This is a genomic window from Sphingobacterium paludis (assembly GCF_004364125.1).
In the GTDB taxonomy this organism is placed as follows: Bacteria; Bacteroidota; Bacteroidia; order Sphingobacteriales; family Sphingobacteriaceae; genus Sphingobacterium; species Sphingobacterium paludis.
Genome location: NZ_SNZV01000014.1, coordinates 47451 through 68518, shown reverse-complemented (window position 1 = coordinate 68518; position 21068 = coordinate 47451). Strand labels below are relative to the sequence as shown.

Sequence of the window (21068 nt, the reverse complement as noted above, 5' to 3'; positions counted from 1 at the left end):
ATGGGGTCTGTTGTTTCATGACCGTATCGTTTGAATAATTAAATATAAATAATCTTATCAAATTATTCCATTGACACAGTTCGCGTTACAGTCTCAATCGCCCTAACAATCCATCGTCTCATTAATCCCAAAGCGTGTGAAAGATTCCTTCCTGATCAATACGTTCGTAGGTATGTGCGCCAAAGTAGTCGCGTTGTGCCTGTATGATATTTGTCGGTAATTTTTCGCTTCGGTAGGCATCCACATAAGAAATGGTGTTTACGTACGCTGGCACGGGTATTCCGTTTGCGATAGCATCTTTCAACACCTCGCGAAGGCTGGCCTGCCGGTCCAACAGCTTTTGCGCAATTGTGCTATCCAGCAGGATATTACGCAAGCCAGGCTGATTTACAAAGGCTTTCCGAAAGTCTTCCAACACCACCGCCCGAATGATGCAGCCGCCCCGCCAAACTTTGGTTACCACCTGCAAGTCCAGCTCGTAGCCATAAGTTTCCGAAGCTACAGTAAGCTGCGCCAACCCTTGCGCATAAGTCGTGATAACCGCAAAGTAAAGGGCGTCTTTTAGGCGTGGTATAATCGCCTCTGCAGACTGGTCAATACCGGGGCCGTTCCAAGGAAGTAACCTTGCCGCCTCCAAACGCTCCGGTTTGTATGTGGACATATCGCGCATATTGACCGCTGCATCGATCACAGGAACGGGAACTTGAAGATCCATCGCATTTTGCGAGGTCCATTTACCCGTTCCTTTGGATTTGGCCCAATCCGAAATCAGATCCACTAAATACTGGTCGCCTTCCTTCTTCTTTAAAATCTGGGCAGTAATCTCGAGTAAGAAAGAGTTTAGCTCAGCACGGTTCCATTCTTCGAAGGTCTGCTGTATCGTTTCGTTGTCGAAGCCATATAATCTTTTCATCAAGTCGTAGGTCTCAGCAAGCAGCTGCATGATACCATATTCGATGCCGTTATGTACCATTTTTACATAATTGCCGGCCGATCCATTTCCTAAAAATTCTACACAAGGCTCGCCATTCACCTTAGCAGCCACCGCTTCAAATATCGGCCTTAGCCTTTCGTAGGCTTGCCTGTCGCCACCAGGCATCAAGCTTGGGCCGCGGCGAGCTCCGCTTTCTCCACCAGATATACCCATTCCGAAGAAATGTAATCCCAACATCGAAAGCTCGTTAAATCTCCTTTCTGTATCTGCAAAGTACGAGTTTCCGCCGTCGATGATAATATCGCCTTCATCTAAAAATGGAACAAGGCTGGCCATGGCCAGATCAACCGGCTTGCCTGCTGGCACCAACAACATGATTGCTCTTGGTTTCTCCAACGCCATTATAAACTCTTTCGCTTGGGTAGTCACTTTCACGCGATGTTCTTCACTCAATTGAGCTTCCAAAAACCTAGCCTGCTGCAGATCAAGGTCCAATCCGGCAACCGCAAAACCGTTGTCGGCCATATTGAGTAATAAATTACGACCCATCACGCCGAGTCCGACAATTCCAAAGTTGTAGTTATTCATGTTCACTTCACTAGTTATTAAATGCCCTTTTTGCATATCTCAATTTAACACTTTTGTGCATAACGTGAAAGATAAATGTCAACCGATCTACTTTATCTGTTTTTGATGTTGCGATAAAACCTGTTCGGTTTACTTGATAGATGGTGCGAATCAGCCTAGCGAAGGCCGAAAATTCTGGCGAAATATGGCGTATTATACAGATGTACGTTTTGAAAAGGTGCAACCAAAGGTTTTGTTAAGGTTATCGGGTACCCTTCAATTTTCTCCCCATGCCGCCCGGGATAGAAAGGGGCGAGCCTTAAAGGTTTGTATGTGATCCTAAAAATTGCTATTTTGCTCAATAAGGTAATGGTGTAGCATCTATTGGAAACACCTATTTATCTGTTATCCATTTAAATTATGATCATCGGATTAGACATTGGAACATCATCTGCGAAAGCTGTAGCATTTGAGCTAAACGGTAATGTGTTGTCGCAGCACAGTATCCCATATCCCATCTTAAACCCTTTCGAAGGATTTTACGAACAAGATCCGGAAACGATGTATTACGCATGTATCGAGTCCGTGGCAAACGTGATGATCGACCTAAAGCAATCGCTTGGGGAGACAGCAAAACCGTTATGTATTTCTGTGAGCAGTGCGATGCATGGCCTGATCGCAGTCGACAAAACCGGTACACCCCTTACCAATTGCATGATATGGGCCGATCGGAGAAGCGAGGATATTGCGATTCAGCTGCAAGCGAGTGAGGCAGGCAGAACGTTATACCGACAGACGGGTACCCCCATACATCCCATGTCTTTGCTTTGCAAAATAATGTGGATGAAATCTAATGATCAGGAAACATTTTCGCAGTCGTACAAATTTATCGGTATCAAAGAACTGGTTTTTTACCGACTCTTTGGCGTTTATGTGGTCGACCATTCCGTTGCATCGGCGACCGGACTTTTCGACATCCATCGTTTAAAATGGTCCGATTTAGCGCTGAGCTTAGCGGATGTTTCGGAAGAACAGCTATCCCTGCCGACACCGGTCGATTATGTGTTGAACGCGCCTAGCCGCGACATCGCTGCACTGATGCGGATCCCGGAAGATACCCCATTCGTGATCGGAGGGAGCGACGGTTGTCTAGCGAATCTGGGTGTGGGTGCTATCAAACCCGGCGTGGCATCCGTGACGGTTGGCACGAGTGGTGCTATCCGCGTAGCAAGTTCAAGGCCAAATAACGAGCATAGACAAAGGCTATTTACGTATCTACTACGGCCAAAAGAATATATCATTGGTGGCGCCGTCAATAATGGTGGTGTTTTACGTAACTGGTTTCGAGATAACTTTTTGCAGGAGTATGGCGAGGCCGAAGTGGATGAAGATGCTTCGGCATTAGTAAACGATATAGTCGCCTCGGTCGTTCCCGGATCGGAGGGTTTGATCTTTTTACCCTATCTAACGGGTGAACGTGCACCTCATTGGAATGCGAATGCAAAGGGTGTTTATTTTGGAATACAGTTGCACCATAATAGGGCGCACTTTGCACGGGCCATGATGGAAGGAATGCTGTTCGCCATTTACAGCGTAGGAATTGCGCTGGAGGAAAACACCGGACCTATTCATACGATTTTTGCAAGCGGCGGCCTTGCACGTTCACCCATATGGGTGCAAATGCTCGCCGATATTTTTAATAAGCCGGTATTGATCAAAAATACAGTGGAAAGTTCGGCTTGGGGAGCGGCATTGATCGGCTTGGAAGCATTGGGTATCAACTTGGTGGAGCCGAATAGGGAAGACGCGATAGCGGAGAGGGAAGAAAATATGGAACACGTTTACAAACCCAATACCGAAAATCACGCCGTGTACATTCAAAACTTCCAAAAATTTGAACGCCTATACCAAAAATTGGAAGGTGAGTTTTAACCATATATAAGTTGCTATGCCTTTAATTATCGTTGTATTGGGAGTCATGTTGTTACTCCTTCTGGTTACTGTCGTCCGGTTGAACACGATATTTTCATTATTGATAACTTCTGTTGCTGTTGGATTTGCTATGGATATGCCGGCAGTCGATATCCTCCAATCTGTAGAAACCGGTGCGAGTAGTACCATGGGGCAGCTGGCGCTTTTGCTTGCGTTTGGGTCAGTGTTAGGGAAATTGATGGCGGACGGCGGTGCTGCAGAGCAGATTACAACAGTAATAACCACCGTATTTGGCAAAAAGAACTTACCATGGGCCATGGTTTTGACAGGCTTTTTGGTCGGGATTCCACTATTCTACAACGTAGGTTTTATTGTGTTGGTACCATTTGTTTTTATGGTCTGCGCTTCCAACAAATTGCCCTTGCTTTATATCGCCATTCCATTACTAGCCGCACTATCCGTGACGCATGGTTATCTGCCGCCGCATCCTGGCGCAACGGCCATCACACTAACTTATAAAGCAGACATTGGTTTAACAATGGCCTATGGTATAGTTGTAGCCATTCCAGCGATCATTATCGGTGGGCCACTCTTCGGCAGAACGCTTAAAGGTATTCCGACCAACCCACCACCCGAACTGTTCCCGGAACAAAATCCCGCACATAGACGACAACTTCCGGGATTTGCACTAAGCCTTTTCACAGGGTTATTCCCAATACTCTTAATTGCCATAGGCTCTTTTTCCTATTTAATCTTTCCTGATGGCTCTTCCTGGCTGACGGCGCTTCGATTTATGGGTGATCCGGTTGTGGCGTTGATGATTGCATCACTAGTCGCGATGTACACCATGGGTATTCGTCAAGGCAAAAGCTTAAGGCAGCAGTCGGAAAGTGTGGAAGAGGCAATACGCGGTATAACGCTGATCCTTTTTATCATTGCAGCATCCGGTGTTTTCAAACAGATTTTGGTGGATAGTGGAGTCGCAATATATATCGCAGAACTCACTACGGAGCTAAGCTTGTCGCCCCTAGTGCTTGCCTGGTTAATAGCGGGTGTTATCCGCTTAGTTATCGGCTCGGCCAGCGTCGCTGGGCTTACGGCGGCGGGCATTATGCTTCCTATCGTAAAGGCTGGAGCTGTTACTCCAGAATTAATGGTTCTGGCGACGGGGGCGGGCAGCCTGATGTTTTCTCATGTCAACGATCCTGGGTTTTGGATGTTTAAATCTTATTTTGGATTGAGCATGAAGGATACATTTCGCTCATGGACCGTGATGGAAACACTTGTATCTGTAACGGGATTAATCGGCGTATTACTTTTGCATTGGTTGGGGTACTAATAGCGAACCGAAGTAACTTTTCCGCTGTACCGTAAAAACAAGAGCCCGCAGGAGACGATCGTGTCCTGCGGGCGGAGATGTATTAATTCTTCGAGATCCTAACTGTCGTATGAGGACCAGCAAGAGCTATAGTTACTGCTTATCCCCCTTGAAAGTGAATAACACTTCGCCTGCTGCAGTAGGCTCGGCCTGATATACTACACTCTTTTCTTTCACATCATACAGGAAGGTGCCACCTGTCGAAATGCTTGCGCTCGTGATGGAGATATCCATATTATTCGTCACATTGAATTCTCGATCCGGTAGATTCAATGAAGCATCTCCAACAACCACTTTAATTCTGCTATCGGAGACTTTACTCACCACAATGGTTTTGTCATACAGCGTGTTGTTGGGGCCACCCACAATTTCTAAACTACCTCTGAATGTGCCTACAGCGGCATCAATACTTGTGTTGCTGGAAACGTCATCATTTTTTGAACAGCCAGCAGACGCGAATGCCACAAACGCCAAAAGTACGGCGGAGATCCATTTTGTTTTCATAGTTTTTAATACGTAAATAGTTATGTTTTTCTGTAGCTACGCTCATGGCAAATCAGATGCCAAAAAGGTCGATGATAGGCATATTATTCAATATTATGCTACTAAAATGTTAGGTTCCACTATGGCTTAATGCAGTGATGCGTTTCTTTTATATTACTGTCCATGAAGCTTTTGTGTAGCCAGATATATGCTGTGGTTACCCCTATTTCATAAACGGATTGAAGAAATAAAATTGTATATTTTTTTAATTAAAAAGAGGCCGTCACAATCGACTTCACGGTCTGCGATTTATTCGCGAGCTGCGGGTACAGCACGTTTCAATACGAGCGTATATACAGATCCTGTTTTACCAACATGCTTCGTGACGTATGTCCAGCCTTCCTTGGCCATAATGGAAAGCGGGGTGGCAATCGTTGTAAAAAGCCTTTCTTCACCTTTACTATTCGTTATATAATACGATGGTGTCTCCGTATCGTCTACATCCGAATTGCCTAATTCCACCAGAATTTTAAACCTAGTGCTGCGTAATCCATATTTTAGGCTAAGTGTGCAGTATTCCTCCACCATAGCGTTGGCAGTCTGATTGGAGGTTATCAGGTTTGGTGATACTTGTGCCGAAGCCGAGTACCCCATGGAGATCAATAGTGTAAGGACAGCGAGTTTTATCATAAAAAAAGTTTTCATCAATATAGTAAAATAATCGATGCTAAAAGGGCAACGTTGAACATAACGAAGTCATAAAGGACATATACTTCCGTGTAGAAGTTCGCGTATAGTAAACTCGCTATGACACTTGTTCTGTCCTAGTACCGTATTCCCAATAGCGATAAATAAACAATGCCGTTTTCGCGCCAGACGAAAACGGCATTGTTGCTTCCGTTATGGACGGTTAGCCTTTGCGCTGCTGCTGTCTAATTTTACTATGTTTCATGCCATACAAAACGTAGATAATCAAACCAATCAACAGCCACACGCCTAAACGTTCCCAGCTTTCAATGGGTAGTGAGGCCATTAAAAGCACACAGACGATAACGCCCAAAATAGGCAGAAATGGAACAAGAGGCGTTTTAAAAGGCCGCTCCAATTCCGGATTGGACTTCCTCAATACCAAGATCCCAATACAAACCAGCGTAAACGCGAACAAGGTGCCGATGCTTACCATATGCCCAAGGTCAGACACAGGTACAAATCCGGCGAAGATGGATACAAAGACCATGAAAATCAAATTCGTCTTCCAAGGCGTTTGGTTTTTGGAAAGATCAGAAAATATCTTCGGTAATAGACCGTCCTTACTCATCGAATAGAATACACGACTTTGTCCTAACAACATCACGAGGATCACCGAAGTATAACCCGCGATGATGGTCACGATCAGCGCTGAATTTAAAAACGTATATCCTGTTTTTGCGAAAGCTGTAGCAACGGGTTTGGCATCGCCTTTAAACATTTGATAGTTTTCCAGACCCGTCATCACATACGAAAAAAGAACATACAATATTGTACAAACGACTAATGAACCGATGATCCCAATAGGCATGCCTCTTTTTGGATCTTTCGCCTCTTGCGCCGCGGTACTTACGGCATCAAAACCAACAAAGGCAAAAAACAATACACCAGCAGCGCGTAAAATGCCACTGATGCCAAACTTTCCAAAATCCTCACTACCCAAGAATGACCAAAAACTTTTCTCGCCGCTTTTCACCAGCTCTTCGCCTTCATTGGTAGGGATAAAAGGGCTATGGTTTGCCGAGTCGATAAAGCTCCATCCTAGGACGATAAAGATCAAAACAACACTCACTTTCAGGATAACCAAAATGTTATTGACCGTCGACGATTCTTTGGTACCGCGCATCAATAGTAGAGAAAGTAAGCAAACGATGATGATTGCCGGTACATTCACAACACCGCCTTCCCAAGGTCCCTTTAGAAATTGGTCAGGAATCGATACACCGAATGTCATCAGCAGCTGATTGAAATATTGCGACCAACTGACGGCTACCGTGGCACTGGCTAAAGCATATTCCAAAACAAGATCCCATCCGATAATCCAGGCAACAAATTCGCCCATGGTCGCATAGGAGTAGGTGTAGGCACTTCCTGCCACGGGTATCATGGAGGCAAACTCAGCATAGCACAAACCTGCGAAAGAACAGGCCACGGCGGCAATGATGAAAGAAAGGATCACGGCCGGTCCTGCATTTTCCGCAGCAGCGATACCCGTCAATGAAAAGAGTCCCGCGCCGATAATGGCACCCACACCTAAGGCGACCAAACCGCCGCTGGACAGCGTTCGTTTCAGCGTGTGCTCACCACTTTCTTTGGCTTCGCCGATAATTTGAGGGATAGATTTTTTAAAAAGCATAATTATTTTTTGGGTTAGTAGTTTTTAGACTGATTGTTTACTTCGATTTAAATTTGCGGTAGGAATCAAGGACATAAATTCTAAGATCCTCTGGGGACGCGGTTTGCATAAATTCCAATGAGGGTCTAAACTGCTCCCGGAATAGGGGTAATTCTGTATCGGTAACTGGCACGATAGCGCGGATGGCTTGATTGGTGAATAAGCGATCTACCTTTCGGTTGCTTTGCTCCGTGATGAGCAAATTAAGGTTCTTGCGCGCCAATTTACTTTGACGGCCAAACAAACGAGATGGCGATATGCGCATGCCGCCTCTATTTTGCGAGGCCTCCGTTACTTGTCCCTCTTTCTTTGCCTTTTCTATTTCGTTCGCGATACGACTATCCGTAAGCCTGCTCACCACGACTTCGTCGATCAGGATACTCTTGTCGTCATGAACCAGGTAAATACGTTGGATGCCCTGCTCGTAAATGAAAGCCGTGTCGACTTCATAACCAGCCTGCGTAAACGACAACAAATCATTTATCGCACCGTCAATGACAAAGCCACCTTCGCTGTCGGTTTCAATAGTTTGATTGGTACGCAGGTTTTTCACCAGCACATGGGGCAGCTTTTCACTGCTCTCCAATTCGTGGACGATGCCTTTAATTTGTTGTGCTTGGGCAAACTGACCCACCACGACAAAAAACACGCTTAAGCATAGCACTAAAAAAAAATCTTTATTCGTCTTATTCATCACTTGCTAATTTTTGGGCCAAACATTATTTTCTGGATTGATATCGGGATAGACGTTATCCGGATCAATCACCACACGCGTTAACTTTTCGGTTGATGGCAGTTTAAATCTCCACGACGTATTGCGTTGCCATGTTTCTACCGGCAGTTTCTTTCTAATCTTCTTTCCGGATTCCGTTGTGGCTTCGATAACAACGGGCATGGGCAAGCGTTGCAAATTTTCAATCGTGATAATCGCGCCATTCTTTGGGTCTAACTTATCATAGTCCACCGAACGAATAGCTTGGTCGAGCGTCCAGTTGTTTTTAAACCACCCTCGCCAAAACCAACCCAGGTTTTCTCCTGTTTCGTTTTCCATGGTGCGGAAAAAATCGTCAGGAGTAGGGTGTTTATAGGCCCAGGCGGCAACGTAGTTGCGGAAAGCGCGGTCAAAGCGCTCGGCACCGATCACCTCGTCGCGCAATAGGCGAAGGCCATAAGCCGGCTTGTAGTAGGCCAAGGTTCCCAAGTTGCGCTCCTTCATGTTTTGTGGCGATGACATAATCGGCTCCAGGTTGGGAAGGGCAAAGGCGCGCGCCATACTATTCCGATTTCCCAATGTTCGCTGATATTCGCCCTTATTAAATTCTTGGGTAGAAAGTTCATTGATGAAGCTGTTAAAGCCTTCATCCATCCATGCATGTAGACGTTCATTGCTACCGACAATCATCGGAAACCAATTGTGCCCAAACTCGTGATCGGTAACACCCCATAGGTTTCCAGCTTTCGCTTCATAACCACAAAAAGATAGCGCGGGATACTCCATACCACCCACGTTGGCCGCTACGTTCACGGCAACAGGATAGGGGTATTCCAGCCATTTCTTGCTGTAGTATTCAATAGACGCTTTGGTATACTCTGTAGAACGCTCCCAAGCGTTATTTCCATTACTTTCAACGGGGTATGCAGAAAGAGCCAACGCTGTTTTGCCACTAGGCTTATTGATTTTAGCGCCATCGACGATAAATGCTGCCGACGAAGCCCATGCAAAATCGTGCGCATTTTCCAGCTTATACTTCCATGTTAGCGTCGCTTTTTTAGGTCGAGAGTTTGCTGCAGTTACTTCCGTAGCGGAGCGAATGGCGATCGTCTTATCACTTTCGGAAGCTTTCTTGTACCGCGAAAGCTGCTCGCCAGTCCACACCTCATCGGGGTTTAATAACTCGCCACCGGCTACCACAATATGGTTCGCTGGTGCGGTAATTTCAATATCGTAGTTGCCGTATTCCAAGTAAAACTCGCCAGGTCCTGTATAGGGTTCCGTATTCCAACCAAGTATATCGTCGTAGACGCACACACGCGGATACCATTGTGCAATGGCGAATACATCACCATTTTTTGTGTGGAGTATACCAGTTCTATCTGCCCCATACTCGGGCACGGTATAGGCGAAATCCATCGACAGTGATATACGGCCTCCCGCAGCGGCCAAGGGCTTTGGAAGCTCCACACGCATACGGGTGTCCACAATTTCATATTTCGCTTCTTCGCCACTGCCAAACTTGGCATTACTTAAGGTAAAGCCGCCCTGAAAATTCGAGTTCGCTGATCCATATCGACTATCCTCTAGCGGAATGGTAGCTTGCCCGCGCGAGTTCTCATTAAAAAGATTTTGGTCTAATTGCAGCCAAATGTAGCCCAATTCGTCCGGGCTGTTATTGGTGTAGTGAAGAGTGACCCGTCCAGACACCGTTTTGCTTTTATCGTCGAGCTTGACTTTTATAGCGTAACTAGCACTGTTTTGCCAATAGGCCTGTCCCGGTTTACCGCTGGCAGATCGATACGCATTGCCATTGCTGCTGTAAAAGATTGGATGAAAAGCATCGGTGTAATTGTATACACTCTTGCTCTGGGCATGCACCTGTCCGAGCGCTAGAAGTGCGCATGATAGTGATGTAAGAATAATTTTGCCGGTCATATACTAGTTAAATTTCTTTTCATACTCCGCTTCATCAAAACCCAAGATAATATCAGATCCAGATTCGATTAGCGGCCGTTTAATCATACTGTTGTTTTGTAAAAGTAAGGCGTTTGTTCCAGCGGCATCTATCGCCTTCGCTTGTTCTTCGGTACTCAATTTTCTCCAGGTGGTTCCTTTCTTGTTAAGCAACGATTCCCAGGATACTACCTTTTCCCACTGCGTTAACTTCGCTAAAGTCACCGGTTCCTTTTTATAGTCATGGAAGACGTATGTCTGTTTATGCTCGTCTAACCAATCTAAAGCCTTTTTTACCGTATTACAGTTCTTGATACCATAAATATGTAACGCCATTTTACTTTCTCGTTAGTTTAATCGGATAAAGATATTAATATATTTAAACATGCAATCGGTTTGCGGCGGTTTTAACTATACTTTTTAGCCTGTCAGACGTTAATGAAATGTTAATGGTTGAAATAAGGCTTTATAACAGAGCTGTTCAGGCCACAAATCCCGTACGGAGGCGAAAACTTAGGCAAAAAAGGTAAAAATTCGGATACAATCCGGGCAAAGAACACCTTCGCCCTTTCCTTTTACCATTCTTTCTGGAAGACATCCATCCGCCAGTCATTTTGTCGAATAGCTTTTGCGTTGCTCAGAATATACCTTGAGGGTGGTTTCGTTGTGTATTTTTTACACTAAGCCTTGTGCTGTATTGCAAAATTACTTACCTTTAGTCGCACATAATTAAAAATAGACAAAACATATGAGCCTAAAAGATTTTAAAGGTGTTTTGACAGGAGATCAAGTTCAAGAGCTTTTCGAGATTGCTAAAACACATAAGTTTGCATTGCCCGCAGTAAACGTTATAGGTACTAACTCTATCAATGCTGTTTTGGAAACAGCGAAAGCGGTTAACTCGCCTGTGATTATACAACTTTCCAATGGTGGCGCGCAATTTTATGCAGGTAAAACGTTGAACAATGACGGACTTCAGGCCTGCATTCTCGGTGCAGTTTCTGCGGCGCAGCACGTACACTTACTTGCGGAGCATTACGGCGTAGCTGTTATTCTGCATACGGATCATGCCGCTAAGAAATTATTACCTTGGATAGATGGTTTATTGGATGCTGGCGAGAAATTTTTTGCGCAACATGGCAAGCCTTTATTTTCTTCGCATATGTTAGATTTGTCGGAAGAGCCTTTGGAAGAAAACATTGAAATTTCAAGCAAGTATCTGGAGCGTATGAAGCCACTGGGTATGACGATTGAAATTGAACTGGGTGTTACCGGCGGCGAGGAAGATGGTGTTGATAATTCCGATGTTGACAGTTCTAAACTGTATACCCAACCAGAAGAGGTAGCCTATGCTTACGAAGAGCTTTCCAAAGTATCGGATAAATTTACCGTGGCGGCTGCTTTTGGTAATGTTCATGGTGTATACAAGCCAGGTAACGTTAAATTACAACCCGTAATCCTAAACAATTCGCAGGAATTCATTCGCGAGAAATTCCAGCTGACTGCCGAAAAGCCAGTGAACTTCGTATTTCATGGTGGTTCTGGCTCATCAGCAGAAGAAATAACGGAAGCACTTTCTTACGGTGCTATCAAAATGAACATTGATACGGATATGCAATGGGCGTTCTGGGATGGTATCCGCGCTTATGAAGCTAAGAATCATGATTATTTGCAAGGTCAGATCGGTAATCCGGAAGGAAGCGACTCCCCAAATAAGAAGTTCTACGATCCACGCGTTTGGTTGCGCAAGGGCGAAGAAGCTTTCGTTACGCGTCTAAAGCAAGCGTTTAGCGAACTTAACGCGGTTGATGTAAACAGCAAATTGTAGTCTGTCCAGACTTTATGATACAATAAGCCCGGTGAATTTCACTGGGCTTTTTTATGTCGACATGCGCCAGCATTCCTAGTAAACCTCACGCTTGTTTGGTAAAATAAAATTTGATTATGTCCACGGTTTTGCTATATTTAGCATGGAAGGAGATCAACCATGAACAAGGAGAAATTTTTAAATTTTTTAAAATTTGAGAAGCGTTATTCCAGCCATACGGTTACGGCTTATGCGATGGAAATTGATAATTTCTTGTTTTTTTTGGATACCGAAAAAATAGACTTCGAGAACGCCGACCATCGTGTTATTCGACACTACCTTTCGCAAATGAAGGAGAAAGGTAAAGAGGCCACAAGCATAAACCGATCCATTTCATCACTACGTTCTTTTTATAAATTTCTAAATAGGGAGGGGCTTGCAGATCGGAACCCGCTTACCCTTATTCACGCGTTGAAGACCGCTCGAAAACTGCCCGTAGTTGTTGAAGAGCAAAAAATGGTGAACCTGTTGCGTGATGGTGTTACAGACGCAGCTACTTTCGAAGCAACGAGAGACTACTTGGTTCTTGAACTTTTGTTTGGTACCGGTATTCGTCTTGCTGAGCTACTGGCTATCCAAGAGCGAGATATCGATACCTACAACAGAAAGATTTTGATTTTTGGAAAACGAAGTAAAGAGCGTTTCGTTCCCATTCATAAGGCCTTGGACGAGCTCATCAGAAAATACCTCAAGCTGAAATATGAGCAGAATTTTAAAAACAATTCCACTTCATTGATCGTTAACAAAGAAGGAAAGTCGGCGAGTCGATACCTAATTTACCGGACGGTGCAACACTACCTAGGCCAGATCACTTTGCAAAAGAAAAAAAGTCCGCACGTGCTTCGACATACTTTTGCTACGGCACTTTTAAATAACGGAGCGGATCTAAATGCCATTAAAGAACTGTTAGGGCATGCTGGTCTCGCGGCGACGCAGGTTTACACGCACAATTCTGTAGAAAGATTAAAATCTATTTATAAACAAGCCCATCCAAAGGCTTAAAAAAAGGAGGAAAAATGAATATTACTGTGCAATCTATTAAGTTTGATGCAGATCAAAAATTGGTCGAATTTATCAAGAAGAAAACATCCAAGTTAGAACAATTTCTGGACAATATCATTGAAGGAGTATGTTACTTACGCATAGAAAATGTTGATGACGAATCGAATAAAGTCGTCGAGTTGAAGATAAATATACCGGGAAATCAATTGTTCGCGAAAGCACAGGCCAAAAGTTTCGAAGAGGCGACGGATGCCGTAGTCGAATCAATAAGAAGGCAGATCAATAAACACAAGACCAAAACCCGTACAACCGTCAGCAATCATAAGGAGCTGCTGAATGATGCAAGTGAAGAGTTTTAGCATATTTTACGGAGAATAAATGGAAAAGCTGATTGAGAAATCAGCTTTTTTATTTGGATTGAATATTAATAAGGACTATCTTTGTTGCATCAAGTAAACGTAGTCGATGAATTGTCCTTTAGCAAACGTAGAAGAGGTTTTCGCCACAGCACAGGGTGCTGTTTATCAATGCAGCAGAAAAAACTGCTATTGGTTGGAATTCCAACATACCACTACTGCATTTCGGATTTCAGACTTTTTCTCTTTTAAGAAGCGCATCGATGCCATCAACGTAGCATCCATGATCGATGATGCTTCCCGCCGTTCAGACTTCGAAATTGTTATGCCTTTTCGTACAGAGCGATGTTTTCTTTTAGCTGTGCAAGATATCCTAGCGCTACGTGAGATTTTGGCCGGAGCGAAGTTCATGATCGAATTGAATAGTGAAGTCAAAAAGATGCTGCGAAAAGGCAGCGTTCTTGCTTCCTAGGTCTTCGCTTTAATTGTACTGATTCCAAACTACTTACGTCTTCTCCTTTCTAATTTAGACTTAATTTGTATTGCATTTTTTTGTTGAGAAACGAAAGTTTCTGATTTATCTTTGTACAAACAATGTAGGGAAATCATTGTTCATAGTAGTAAGGAATATAAAATAGCGAATAATATGAAAGACTTATTAAAAATAAAATCTTCGTTATCCGAAGAGATCGAAAATATATTGAATGCGCAAGTAAAGGTTGAAGCACATTCTTCCGCACTTTACTTAGCCATGTCTTCTTGGTGTGATGATCAGGGCTTTGATCATTCTGCGTCGTTTTTTGCTAAACAAGCGAATGAAGAGCGCGAACATATGTTGAAGCTATTCAATTACATTAACCACCGTGGTGGTCGTGCTATTTCGCCAGAAATCACCAATATACCGACTGACTTCGAGTCGTTTCGTGGGGTGTTCGAACAGACGCTTGAGCAAGAAATGTTTGTCACAGAGCAGTTCAATAACATCGCAGACCGTTGCATGAAGACGAAGGACTATGTGACTTTTAACTTTGTACAGTGGTTTTTGGAAGAGCAAGTGGAAGAGGAATATGTTGCTCGTCGTATCTTGGAACTTTTCGACGTTATTGGCGAAGAAGGAACGGGTCGTTGGGAAATTGACAGACACTTAGTGAAAGTGACATTCGACGGCGAATAAGCTGGACGAAGCGCGCTATAAAAATCGGGTTATTTCTACGGAAATAACCCGATTTTATTTATACGGAAAATGAATATGGAACGTTATAGTAGAAACTTTTATTGAATTTCATTTTTTTTGTATATTGATCTCAATCGAGCAAACGAGCAGTTTTTGTGAATAGTAATAGGTGTATCACGTTTTTGATCATAATGCTGTTGTCCTGTACATCGGGATTACTCCACGTGCACGCGCAAACGACTAGCAAGCAAATTCGTGGTATCGTGTTGGATACGGCCTCGGTAGGCCTGCGGGGTGTCAATATTAGACTGACAAGCTCGTCAGACACGTTGCTCACCAGCAGCGACAAAAATGGTCTTTATCAATTCAAAAATGTGGGGGGTGACCAAATCAGGATATCATACAGTATGCTTGGCCACCAAATCGTCACCAAGACTTTACCCAGCAGCGAATCCAGTTCGTTTGTCGTAATTCCCAATGTCATCCTGACACCGCAAAATTCGTTGATTGAGGGCGTATCTGTTGTTAAAGTTATTCCGGTGGTCTACGGAGAGGACACCATACAGTACAATATGGATGCATTTAAATTCCGCCCACATTCATTATTGGAAGAGGCATTGCGGCAGCTCCCCGGCATTCAGGTATCGCGAGATGGAACCGTTTATGCACAAGGGAAGCAGGTCTCCTCCGTTATGGTGGATGGTAAAAAATTTTTTGGAGGCGATGTTGCTACGGCCACGAAGAATTTACCTGCAAATTTTGTGAAGAAGATACAAGTCATCAACTATTTTGGAGATTATGCTACCGAGCGTGGGATACGAACGGAGGAACCCGAGAAAGTAATCAACATCGTCCTGCACGAAGATAGTAAACAGATTACGTTTGGACAGGTAACCGCCGGGGTGGGTACCCGTGACCGGTATATAGGAAGCGTAGGCGTGAATAGGTTTGACGATGGGCAAGAGTTTTCTGTCATCGGCTCAATTAATAATACGAATACGAGTTTGTTTTCCTTTGGTTCGCCGAGCGGAGTAGGCGAGCGGGAAAAGTCTCTGTTTGATGCAAACGATTTTGTTGACCCTACGGACGGCCTGAACAATATCAAATCATTGGGTTTTAACTTTTCGGACAATTTGGCCAAGAACACGGTTTTGAGTACGAGCTACAGCTTTGCGAACAAGCGTAACGTGACAACCGGAAATTCATTTTTGCGCTCGGACTACGAAATGAATAAAATTTCCAACCAGGAATCTTACCGAACCATGAGTGATGACTATTTTCACCGCGTAACGGCAGAATTCAAGCATCGTTTCAAGAACAACGATATTTTAGAGATAAAACCGGTGTTTTCCTACAATAGTGTATACTTCGGAAATTACAGAGAGCGTCTTATTACCAATAACCTTGTTACCAATGACGGTATTTATCGGGACACATCCAATCAAAAGAATCCCAACCTAGATGTCAATATGCTGTATGCGAGGTCGTTCAAAAAGCCAGGAAGGAAACTGGTTGCGAATATGACCTTAAATTTCAATAGCCAAAGGCGATTGGAAGATGTTATTGATGCCTATGCCACCGTGGATTCTTCGCAGGCTCCACCGCGGCTTACCAAATTTGACCAGCATTACTATATACGGCAAACGAGCGGAACGGACGGGGTAAAAGCGTCGGTATCGTTCGTAGAGCCCTTCACCTCATCCAGCTTTGTGGAGCTGTTCTACGATTACGAACTCACGGATATGACGGCGGTCAGGCGCGTAGAAGATAAGCTCAAAACAGCTGAGTTCGATCAGTTTTTCTATGTGGACTCTCTCGGCGTGAGTTATGATTATAGATTTCAAAGCAGCCGTGTCGGACTGAACTACCAGTATATTCCCAACAAGGCTTTCCGATCCAACATTGGCTTTGCCGTGCAGCCGCTAACGCTCAATGGCTATCTTCCGCGCGAAGACATGTATTACAAATATGATAATGTCAACCTCGTGCCTACTGCCGGCTTTAAATGGCGTATCAATGACGAGCTGGATTGGAGCGTAGACTATGTCGGAAAAAACAATCAGCCGAATTTCCTGCACATCATTCCGATCAGAGATAATAGTAATTCACAAAATATCGTAGTGGGCAATCCGGAATTAAAGGCGGAATTCTCAAATCGAATCAATACCACACTACGAAAGTTCATTACCAAGCGGAGTCAGTACTTTGAGACCAATTTTGCGTTTAATAAGGTGTTAAACAAAATTGTATCGGATAAAACGGCGTTAGGCACATCGACCATTCAGCAAACGACTTTTACCAATTCGGATGGTTACTACGATTTAAAATGGTATTTTTTGTTTAATACTCCGCTTTTTAATGAAAGCTTGCAATTGGATCTTGTTGGCAATACGGATTTTTATAACAACATATCCTTTATTAACGAAGAACGCAATACGACCAAACAATTTATCTATTCTCAATCTGTACAAATGCGGTATACATGGAGCGACTATTTTGAATCGCTTTTCAATACAAGTTACCTATTGAACAACGCTCGGTACACTTGGCCATATAACAATGAAATCACGGCGCATAGCCTACTCATGAGTGGTGCTACCAAAGGCTACATCAGTGATTATGTAACATTAGGTGCTGAGGTTTCTCAGCGATTTAATTCAGGCTACGAGAGTAGTTTTATGAATAATAACCCTACGATATTAAATGCGTACTTGGAAGTTTCTTTCCTGCGCAATAAACTAGGGCTTTTACGGTTTCAGGGTTTTGATCTTTTGGATCAAAATAAGAATATGGGAACATACAGTGAATACATTGGTAACGATCTGTATGAGGCCCGAAACAATAGACTTGGACGCTATTTTATGGTTACCTTTAATATGCGTCTTCAAAAATATCCAAAGAAGAAATAAGCATGAATGCCATCATTATCACAGCAGCGGGCGGGCCGGACGTATTGCAGATCCAGTCGCGTCCAGACCCATCCATAGGTGAATATCAAGTATTGATTCAGGTGAAAGCCGCTGGTATAAATCGACCCGATGTATTGCAGCGCAAAGGATATTACCCCGCTCCGCCCGGTGCGCCTGCTGATATCCCGGGGTTGGAGGTGTCGGGTGTCATCGTTGCTTTAGGCAGCGCTGTGAAACGCTGGGAAATCGGGGATGAGGTTTGTGCATTGGTGCCTGGGGGAGGGTATGCCGAACTTGTTGCGGCAGACGCTGACGTATGCCTGCCCATACCAACCGGCCTCAGTTTTGCAGAGGCGGCGGCACTTCCAGAAACGATCTACACCGTGTATGATAATGTTTTCAGACGGGGTGGTCTTAAGCAGGGCGAACATCTTTTAGTACATGGCGGTTCGGGGGGAATTGGAAGTACGGCTATTCAGTTAGCAAAAGCAAGCGGCGCAGTCGTTTCAACAACAGCGGGTAGTGCGGATAAATGTGCGTATTGTAAAAGACTCGGCGCAGATATCGTCATCGACTATAAAAAAGATGATTTCGTGGCCGTTTTGAAAGATCAAAAGGTAAACGTGATTTTAGACAGTATTGGGGGCGATTATTTCGAAAAAAATATAGATATTCTGGCGCCTGATGGGCGATTGGTCTATATTAATGCGGTACAGGGTAAACAGGTCGCTGTTGATTTAATGCGTGTTATGCAAAAGCGCATTGTTATTACGGGAAGTACCTTGCGGGCACGCGATGTAACCTTTAAAGCGCAATTAACGCGCGAGATAGGTGCATTTGTTTGGCCTTTGATAGGAGATCTATTTAAACCGCAGGTGTATAAAGAATTTGAATTGGCCGATGCGGCAAAAGCACACGCCTGTATGGAAGATGGAAACTTTTTTGGAAAACTAGTCTTGACTATATAGATTGCTAAATACTTTTAGCTACCCGTTTTCTAAAAGTATTTTGTATTTTTAGAAAAATAAAATAAGCCTATAGCTCTATGAAGTTTAAATTTTTAGCGACACTTGTCTTTACTGGCAGCATTTTGCTGGGACAGGCACAGGTGATCGACAAGATTGAAAAGCCAATCGATTTAGTAAGTACGTTAGTAGGAACCCAATCGACGTATTTCTTATCCACGGGCAATACCTATCCAGCGATAGCGATGCCTTGGGGAATGAATTTTTGGAGTCCCCAAACTGGAAAAATGGGAGACGGATGGATGTATATGTATACCGCAGAAAAGCTTCGCGGTTTCAAACAGACGCACCAACCATCGCCTTGGATGAATGACTACGGACAGTTTTCCATCATGCCGATGGTCGGCAAGAAGTCTTTCGACCAGGAAGAACGTGCCAGTTACTTTTCGCACAAAGCGGAGGTCGCAAAACCGCATTACTACTCGGTTTATTTGGCTGATTACGATGTGAAAACAGAAATTACGCCAACCGAGCGCGCGGCATATTTCAGGTTTACGTTTCCAAAAACAAATGATGCCTATGTGCTCTTGGATGCTTTTGATAAAGGCTCTTATGTAGAGGTCTTGCCTCAAGAACAACGTATCATAGGCTATTCTACAAAAAATAGCGGTGGCGTGCCAGAGAACTTTAAGAACTACTTCGTACTCGAGTTTGACCGTCCTTTTGCCAATGTAGCCACTTTTGCAGACTCTGTTCTCACCGACGGACGATACCTGGTTAAAGCGGACCATGTTGGTGCTTTGGTCGGATTTCAGATGGCAAATGCCGGCGATCAAGTGTTGTTAAAAGTTGCTTCTTCCTTTATATCCAAAGAACAGGCTGCTCTGAATTTGAAGGAGTTAGACGGTACCACGTTTGATCAGCGTGTCCTAAAAGGTGAAGATCACTGGAATAATGAACTCAAGAAAATCGAGATAGAAGGCGGTTCTATCGATGATATGCGCACATTCTATTCATGCCTCTATAGATCGTTGCTGTTCCCACGCATGTTTTATGAAATTGATGCAAACGGACAAGTCGTACACTACTCGCCATACAATGGCAAAGTATTGCCAGGCTACATGTTTACAGATACTGGCTTCTGGGATACGTTCCGCAGCCTATTTCCATTTCTGAACTTGATGTACCCGGAAATTAGTGAGAAGATGCAAGACGGGTTGGCGAATGCTTATCGCGAAAGCGGATGGTTGCCGGAATGGGCAAGCCCTGGCTTACGCAGCGTTATGGTGGGAAATAATTCCGCATCAGTGGTTGCTGATGCATGGGTGAAGGGCATCCGGTCCAAAGACATCGAAACCTTGTACGAAGCCGTCATTCACGGCGCCAATAATGCAGGTCCATTGCCTGCCGTTGGACGTGCAGGTGCCTCATACTACACGACATTAGGCTATGTTCCCTACGATGTTAATATCCATGAAAATGCCGCACGCACATTAGAATACGCTTATGATGATTTCGCGATCTACCAGCTTGCAAAATCTTTGAATAAATCTGCAGAGGATATGGCGCTTTACAAGCAGCGTTCATATAATTATGAAAAACTTTTTGATCCGGCGACGGGTCTTATGCGCGGCAAGAACAAGGATGGGCAATTTCAGTCCCCATTTAATCCTTTCAAATGGGGAGATGCTTTTACAGAAGGCAATAGCTGGCACTATACATGGTCTGTTTTTCAGGATGTGGAAGGTCTAGCCAAGCTCATGGGTGGACACCAAGCGATGGAAATTAAATTAGACTCAGTATTCAGCTTGCCACCTGTTTTTGATGATTCCTATTACGGATTTCCGATTCACGAGATACGCGAGATGCAGGTTGCCAACATGGGACAGTATGCGCATGGTAATCAACCTATTCAACACATGATTTATTTGTATAACCACGTTGGCGCGCCTTGGAAAGCACAGTATTGGGTTAGAGAAACCATGAAAAGAATGTATTCTCCAAACCCCGATGGATACTGCGGTGATGAGGACAATGGACAAACCTCTGCTTGGTATGTTTTCTCGGCGTTGGGCTTTTATCCAGTAACGCCAGCAACGGATGAATATGTGTTGGGCGCGCCGTTGTTTAAAAAGGCAACACTAAACTTGTCTAACGGTAAAAAGATAGCGATCAATGCGCCAAACAATTCGGCGACCAACAAGTATGTCCATGCCTTGAAATGGAACGGAAAGAGCCACACGAAAAATTTCGTGAAACACAGTGAGCTACTCAAAGGTGCTACGCTCAACTTTGATATGCGTTCAGAACCAAATAAAAACAGGGGAGTGAATAAGGCGGATTTGCCTTTCTCCCTGAGCAAGGACGACAAATAAGACGAGGGCGGCATTGCAACGTACACGCTGATCTGA

17 protein-coding genes are annotated in these 21068 nt (G+C 44.1%); 10 read left to right on the top strand and 7 right to left on the bottom strand.

The window, feature by feature from the left end:
* Positions 1-121 precede the first annotated feature (121 nt).
* The gene (gene gndA, locus B0I21_RS19260) at positions 122-1522 is read right to left on the bottom strand and encodes an NADP-dependent phosphogluconate dehydrogenase (protein WP_133642125.1); all 1401 of its coding nucleotides are present in this window, start codon (positions 1520-1522) and stop codon (positions 122-124) included.
* Between the two features lie 399 nt (positions 1523-1921).
* Here gndA and B0I21_RS19255 point away from each other — a divergent pair, with 399 nt between their 5' ends.
* Positions 1922-3433, top strand: coding sequence for a gluconokinase (locus B0I21_RS19255; protein ID WP_133642124.1), 1512 nt, complete (start codon positions 1922-1924; stop codon positions 3431-3433).
* A gap of 16 nt (positions 3434-3449) precedes the next feature.
* Positions 3450-4772, top strand: a complete 1323-nt coding sequence (locus B0I21_RS19250) for a gluconate:H+ symporter (RefSeq protein ID WP_133642123.1) — start codon at positions 3450-3452, stop codon at positions 4770-4772.
* A 132-nt stretch (positions 4773-4904) separates the two neighbouring features.
* Here B0I21_RS19250 and B0I21_RS19245 read toward each other — a convergent pair whose 3' ends face one another.
* The 6 genes from B0I21_RS19245 to B0I21_RS19220 all read right to left on the bottom strand — a co-directional run bounded on the left by B0I21_RS19245 (position 4905) and on the right by B0I21_RS19220 (position 10720).
* Entirely contained in the window at positions 4905-5315 is a 411-nt protein-coding gene (locus tag B0I21_RS19245) for a hypothetical protein (RefSeq protein ID WP_133642122.1), read from the bottom strand.
* Positions 5316-5603: 288 nt separating this feature from the next.
* Entirely contained in the window at positions 5604-5984 is a 381-nt protein-coding gene (locus B0I21_RS19240; protein ID WP_133642121.1) for a hypothetical protein, read from the bottom strand.
* A gap of 220 nt (positions 5985-6204) precedes the next feature.
* The gene (locus B0I21_RS19235; protein WP_133642120.1) at positions 6205-7677 is read right to left on the bottom strand and encodes an amino acid permease; all 1473 of its coding nucleotides are present in this window, start codon (positions 7675-7677) and stop codon (positions 6205-6207) included.
* Positions 7678-7714: 37 nt separating this feature from the next.
* Positions 7715-8410: a hypothetical protein gene (locus B0I21_RS19230; protein WP_133642119.1), complete on the bottom strand. Its 696-nt coding sequence runs from the start codon at positions 8408-8410 to the stop codon at positions 7715-7717.
* A gap of 6 nt (positions 8411-8416) precedes the next feature.
* The gene (locus B0I21_RS19225; protein ID WP_133642118.1) at positions 8417-10366 is read right to left on the bottom strand and encodes a M1 family metallopeptidase; all 1950 of its coding nucleotides are present in this window, start codon (positions 10364-10366) and stop codon (positions 8417-8419) included.
* Between the two features lie 3 nt (positions 10367-10369).
* On the bottom strand, positions 10370-10720 hold the full coding sequence (locus B0I21_RS19220; RefSeq protein ID WP_133642117.1) for a Spx/MgsR family RNA polymerase-binding regulatory protein: 351 nt from the start codon (positions 10718-10720) through the stop codon (positions 10370-10372).
* A 412-nt stretch (positions 10721-11132) separates the two neighbouring features.
* On the opposite strand from B0I21_RS19220, the gene fbaA reads away from it, so the two are divergent.
* From fbaA to B0I21_RS19180, 8 genes are all read left to right on the top strand, one after another.
* The gene (gene fbaA / locus B0I21_RS19215) at positions 11133-12212 is read left to right on the top strand and encodes a class II fructose-bisphosphate aldolase (RefSeq protein WP_133642116.1); all 1080 of its coding nucleotides are present in this window, start codon (positions 11133-11135) and stop codon (positions 12210-12212) included.
* A gap of 159 nt (positions 12213-12371) precedes the next feature.
* On the top strand, positions 12372-13253 hold the full coding sequence (locus B0I21_RS19210; protein ID WP_133642115.1) for a tyrosine-type recombinase/integrase: 882 nt from the start codon (positions 12372-12374) through the stop codon (positions 13251-13253).
* A gap of 14 nt (positions 13254-13267) precedes the next feature.
* Positions 13268-13612, top strand: coding sequence for a ribosome hibernation-promoting factor, HPF/YfiA family (gene hpf, locus B0I21_RS19205; RefSeq protein WP_133642114.1), 345 nt, complete (start codon positions 13268-13270; stop codon positions 13610-13612).
* Between the two features lie 106 nt (positions 13613-13718).
* Positions 13719-14081: a hypothetical protein gene (locus B0I21_RS19200; protein WP_133642113.1), complete on the top strand. Its 363-nt coding sequence runs from the start codon at positions 13719-13721 to the stop codon at positions 14079-14081.
* A 174-nt stretch (positions 14082-14255) separates the two neighbouring features.
* Positions 14256-14783: a ferritin gene (locus B0I21_RS19195; RefSeq protein WP_133642112.1), complete on the top strand. Its 528-nt coding sequence runs from the start codon at positions 14256-14258 to the stop codon at positions 14781-14783.
* Between the two features lie 155 nt (positions 14784-14938).
* Entirely contained in the window at positions 14939-17692 is a 2754-nt protein-coding gene (locus B0I21_RS19190) for an outer membrane beta-barrel protein (protein WP_243836280.1), read from the top strand.
* 2 nt (positions 17693-17694) lie between these two features.
* Positions 17695-18660 carry an NAD(P)H-quinone oxidoreductase gene (locus tag B0I21_RS19185; RefSeq protein ID WP_133642111.1) on the top strand — a complete coding sequence of 322 codons (966 nt, stop codon included), beginning with the start codon at positions 17695-17697 and terminating at the stop codon, positions 18658-18660.
* 77 nt (positions 18661-18737) lie between these two features.
* A complete protein-coding gene (locus B0I21_RS19180) occupies positions 18738-21032 on the top strand; it encodes a GH92 family glycosyl hydrolase (RefSeq protein ID WP_133642110.1) in 2295 nt (764 codons plus the stop codon).
* Positions 21033-21068: the final 36 nt, after the last annotated feature.

Excerpts from the sequence above, each read along its gene's own strand:
- B0I21_RS19185 (WP_133642111.1), top strand. The coding sequence starts at position 17,695 with ATGAATGCCATCATTATCACAGCAGCGGGCGGGCCGGACGTATTGCAG.
- gndA (WP_133642125.1), bottom strand. The coding sequence starts at position 1,522 with ATGAATAACTACAACTTTGGAATTGTCGGACTCGGCGTGATGGGTCGT.
- hpf (WP_133642114.1), top strand. The coding sequence starts at position 13,268 with ATGAATATTACTGTGCAATCTATTAAGTTTGATGCAGATCAAAAATTG.
- B0I21_RS19240 (WP_133642121.1), bottom strand. The coding sequence starts at position 5,984 with ATGATAAAACTCGCTGTCCTTACACTATTGATCTCCATGGGGTACTCG.
- fbaA (WP_133642116.1), top strand. The coding sequence starts at position 11,133 with ATGAGCCTAAAAGATTTTAAAGGTGTTTTGACAGGAGATCAAGTTCAA.
- B0I21_RS19255 (WP_133642124.1), top strand. The coding sequence starts at position 1,922 with ATGATCATCGGATTAGACATTGGAACATCATCTGCGAAAGCTGTAGCA.
- B0I21_RS19245 (WP_133642122.1), bottom strand. The coding sequence starts at position 5,315 with ATGAAAACAAAATGGATCTCCGCCGTACTTTTGGCGTTTGTGGCATTC.
- B0I21_RS19210 (WP_133642115.1), top strand. The coding sequence starts at position 12,372 with ATGAACAAGGAGAAATTTTTAAATTTTTTAAAATTTGAGAAGCGTTAT.
- B0I21_RS19200 (WP_133642113.1), top strand. The coding sequence starts at position 13,719 with ATGAATTGTCCTTTAGCAAACGTAGAAGAGGTTTTCGCCACAGCACAG.
- B0I21_RS19225 (WP_133642118.1), bottom strand. The coding sequence starts at position 10,366 with ATGACCGGCAAAATTATTCTTACATCACTATCATGCGCACTTCTAGCG.
- B0I21_RS19195 (WP_133642112.1), top strand. The coding sequence starts at position 14,256 with ATGAAAGACTTATTAAAAATAAAATCTTCGTTATCCGAAGAGATCGAA.
- B0I21_RS19180 (WP_133642110.1), top strand. The coding sequence starts at position 18,738 with ATGAAGTTTAAATTTTTAGCGACACTTGTCTTTACTGGCAGCATTTTG.
- B0I21_RS19220 (WP_133642117.1), bottom strand. The coding sequence starts at position 10,720 with ATGGCGTTACATATTTATGGTATCAAGAACTGTAATACGGTAAAAAAG.
- B0I21_RS19230 (WP_133642119.1), bottom strand. The coding sequence starts at position 8,410 with ATGAATAAGACGAATAAAGATTTTTTTTTAGTGCTATGCTTAAGCGTG.
- B0I21_RS19250 (WP_133642123.1), top strand. The coding sequence starts at position 3,450 with ATGCCTTTAATTATCGTTGTATTGGGAGTCATGTTGTTACTCCTTCTG.
- B0I21_RS19235 (WP_133642120.1), bottom strand. The coding sequence starts at position 7,677 with ATGCTTTTTAAAAAATCTATCCCTCAAATTATCGGCGAAGCCAAAGAA.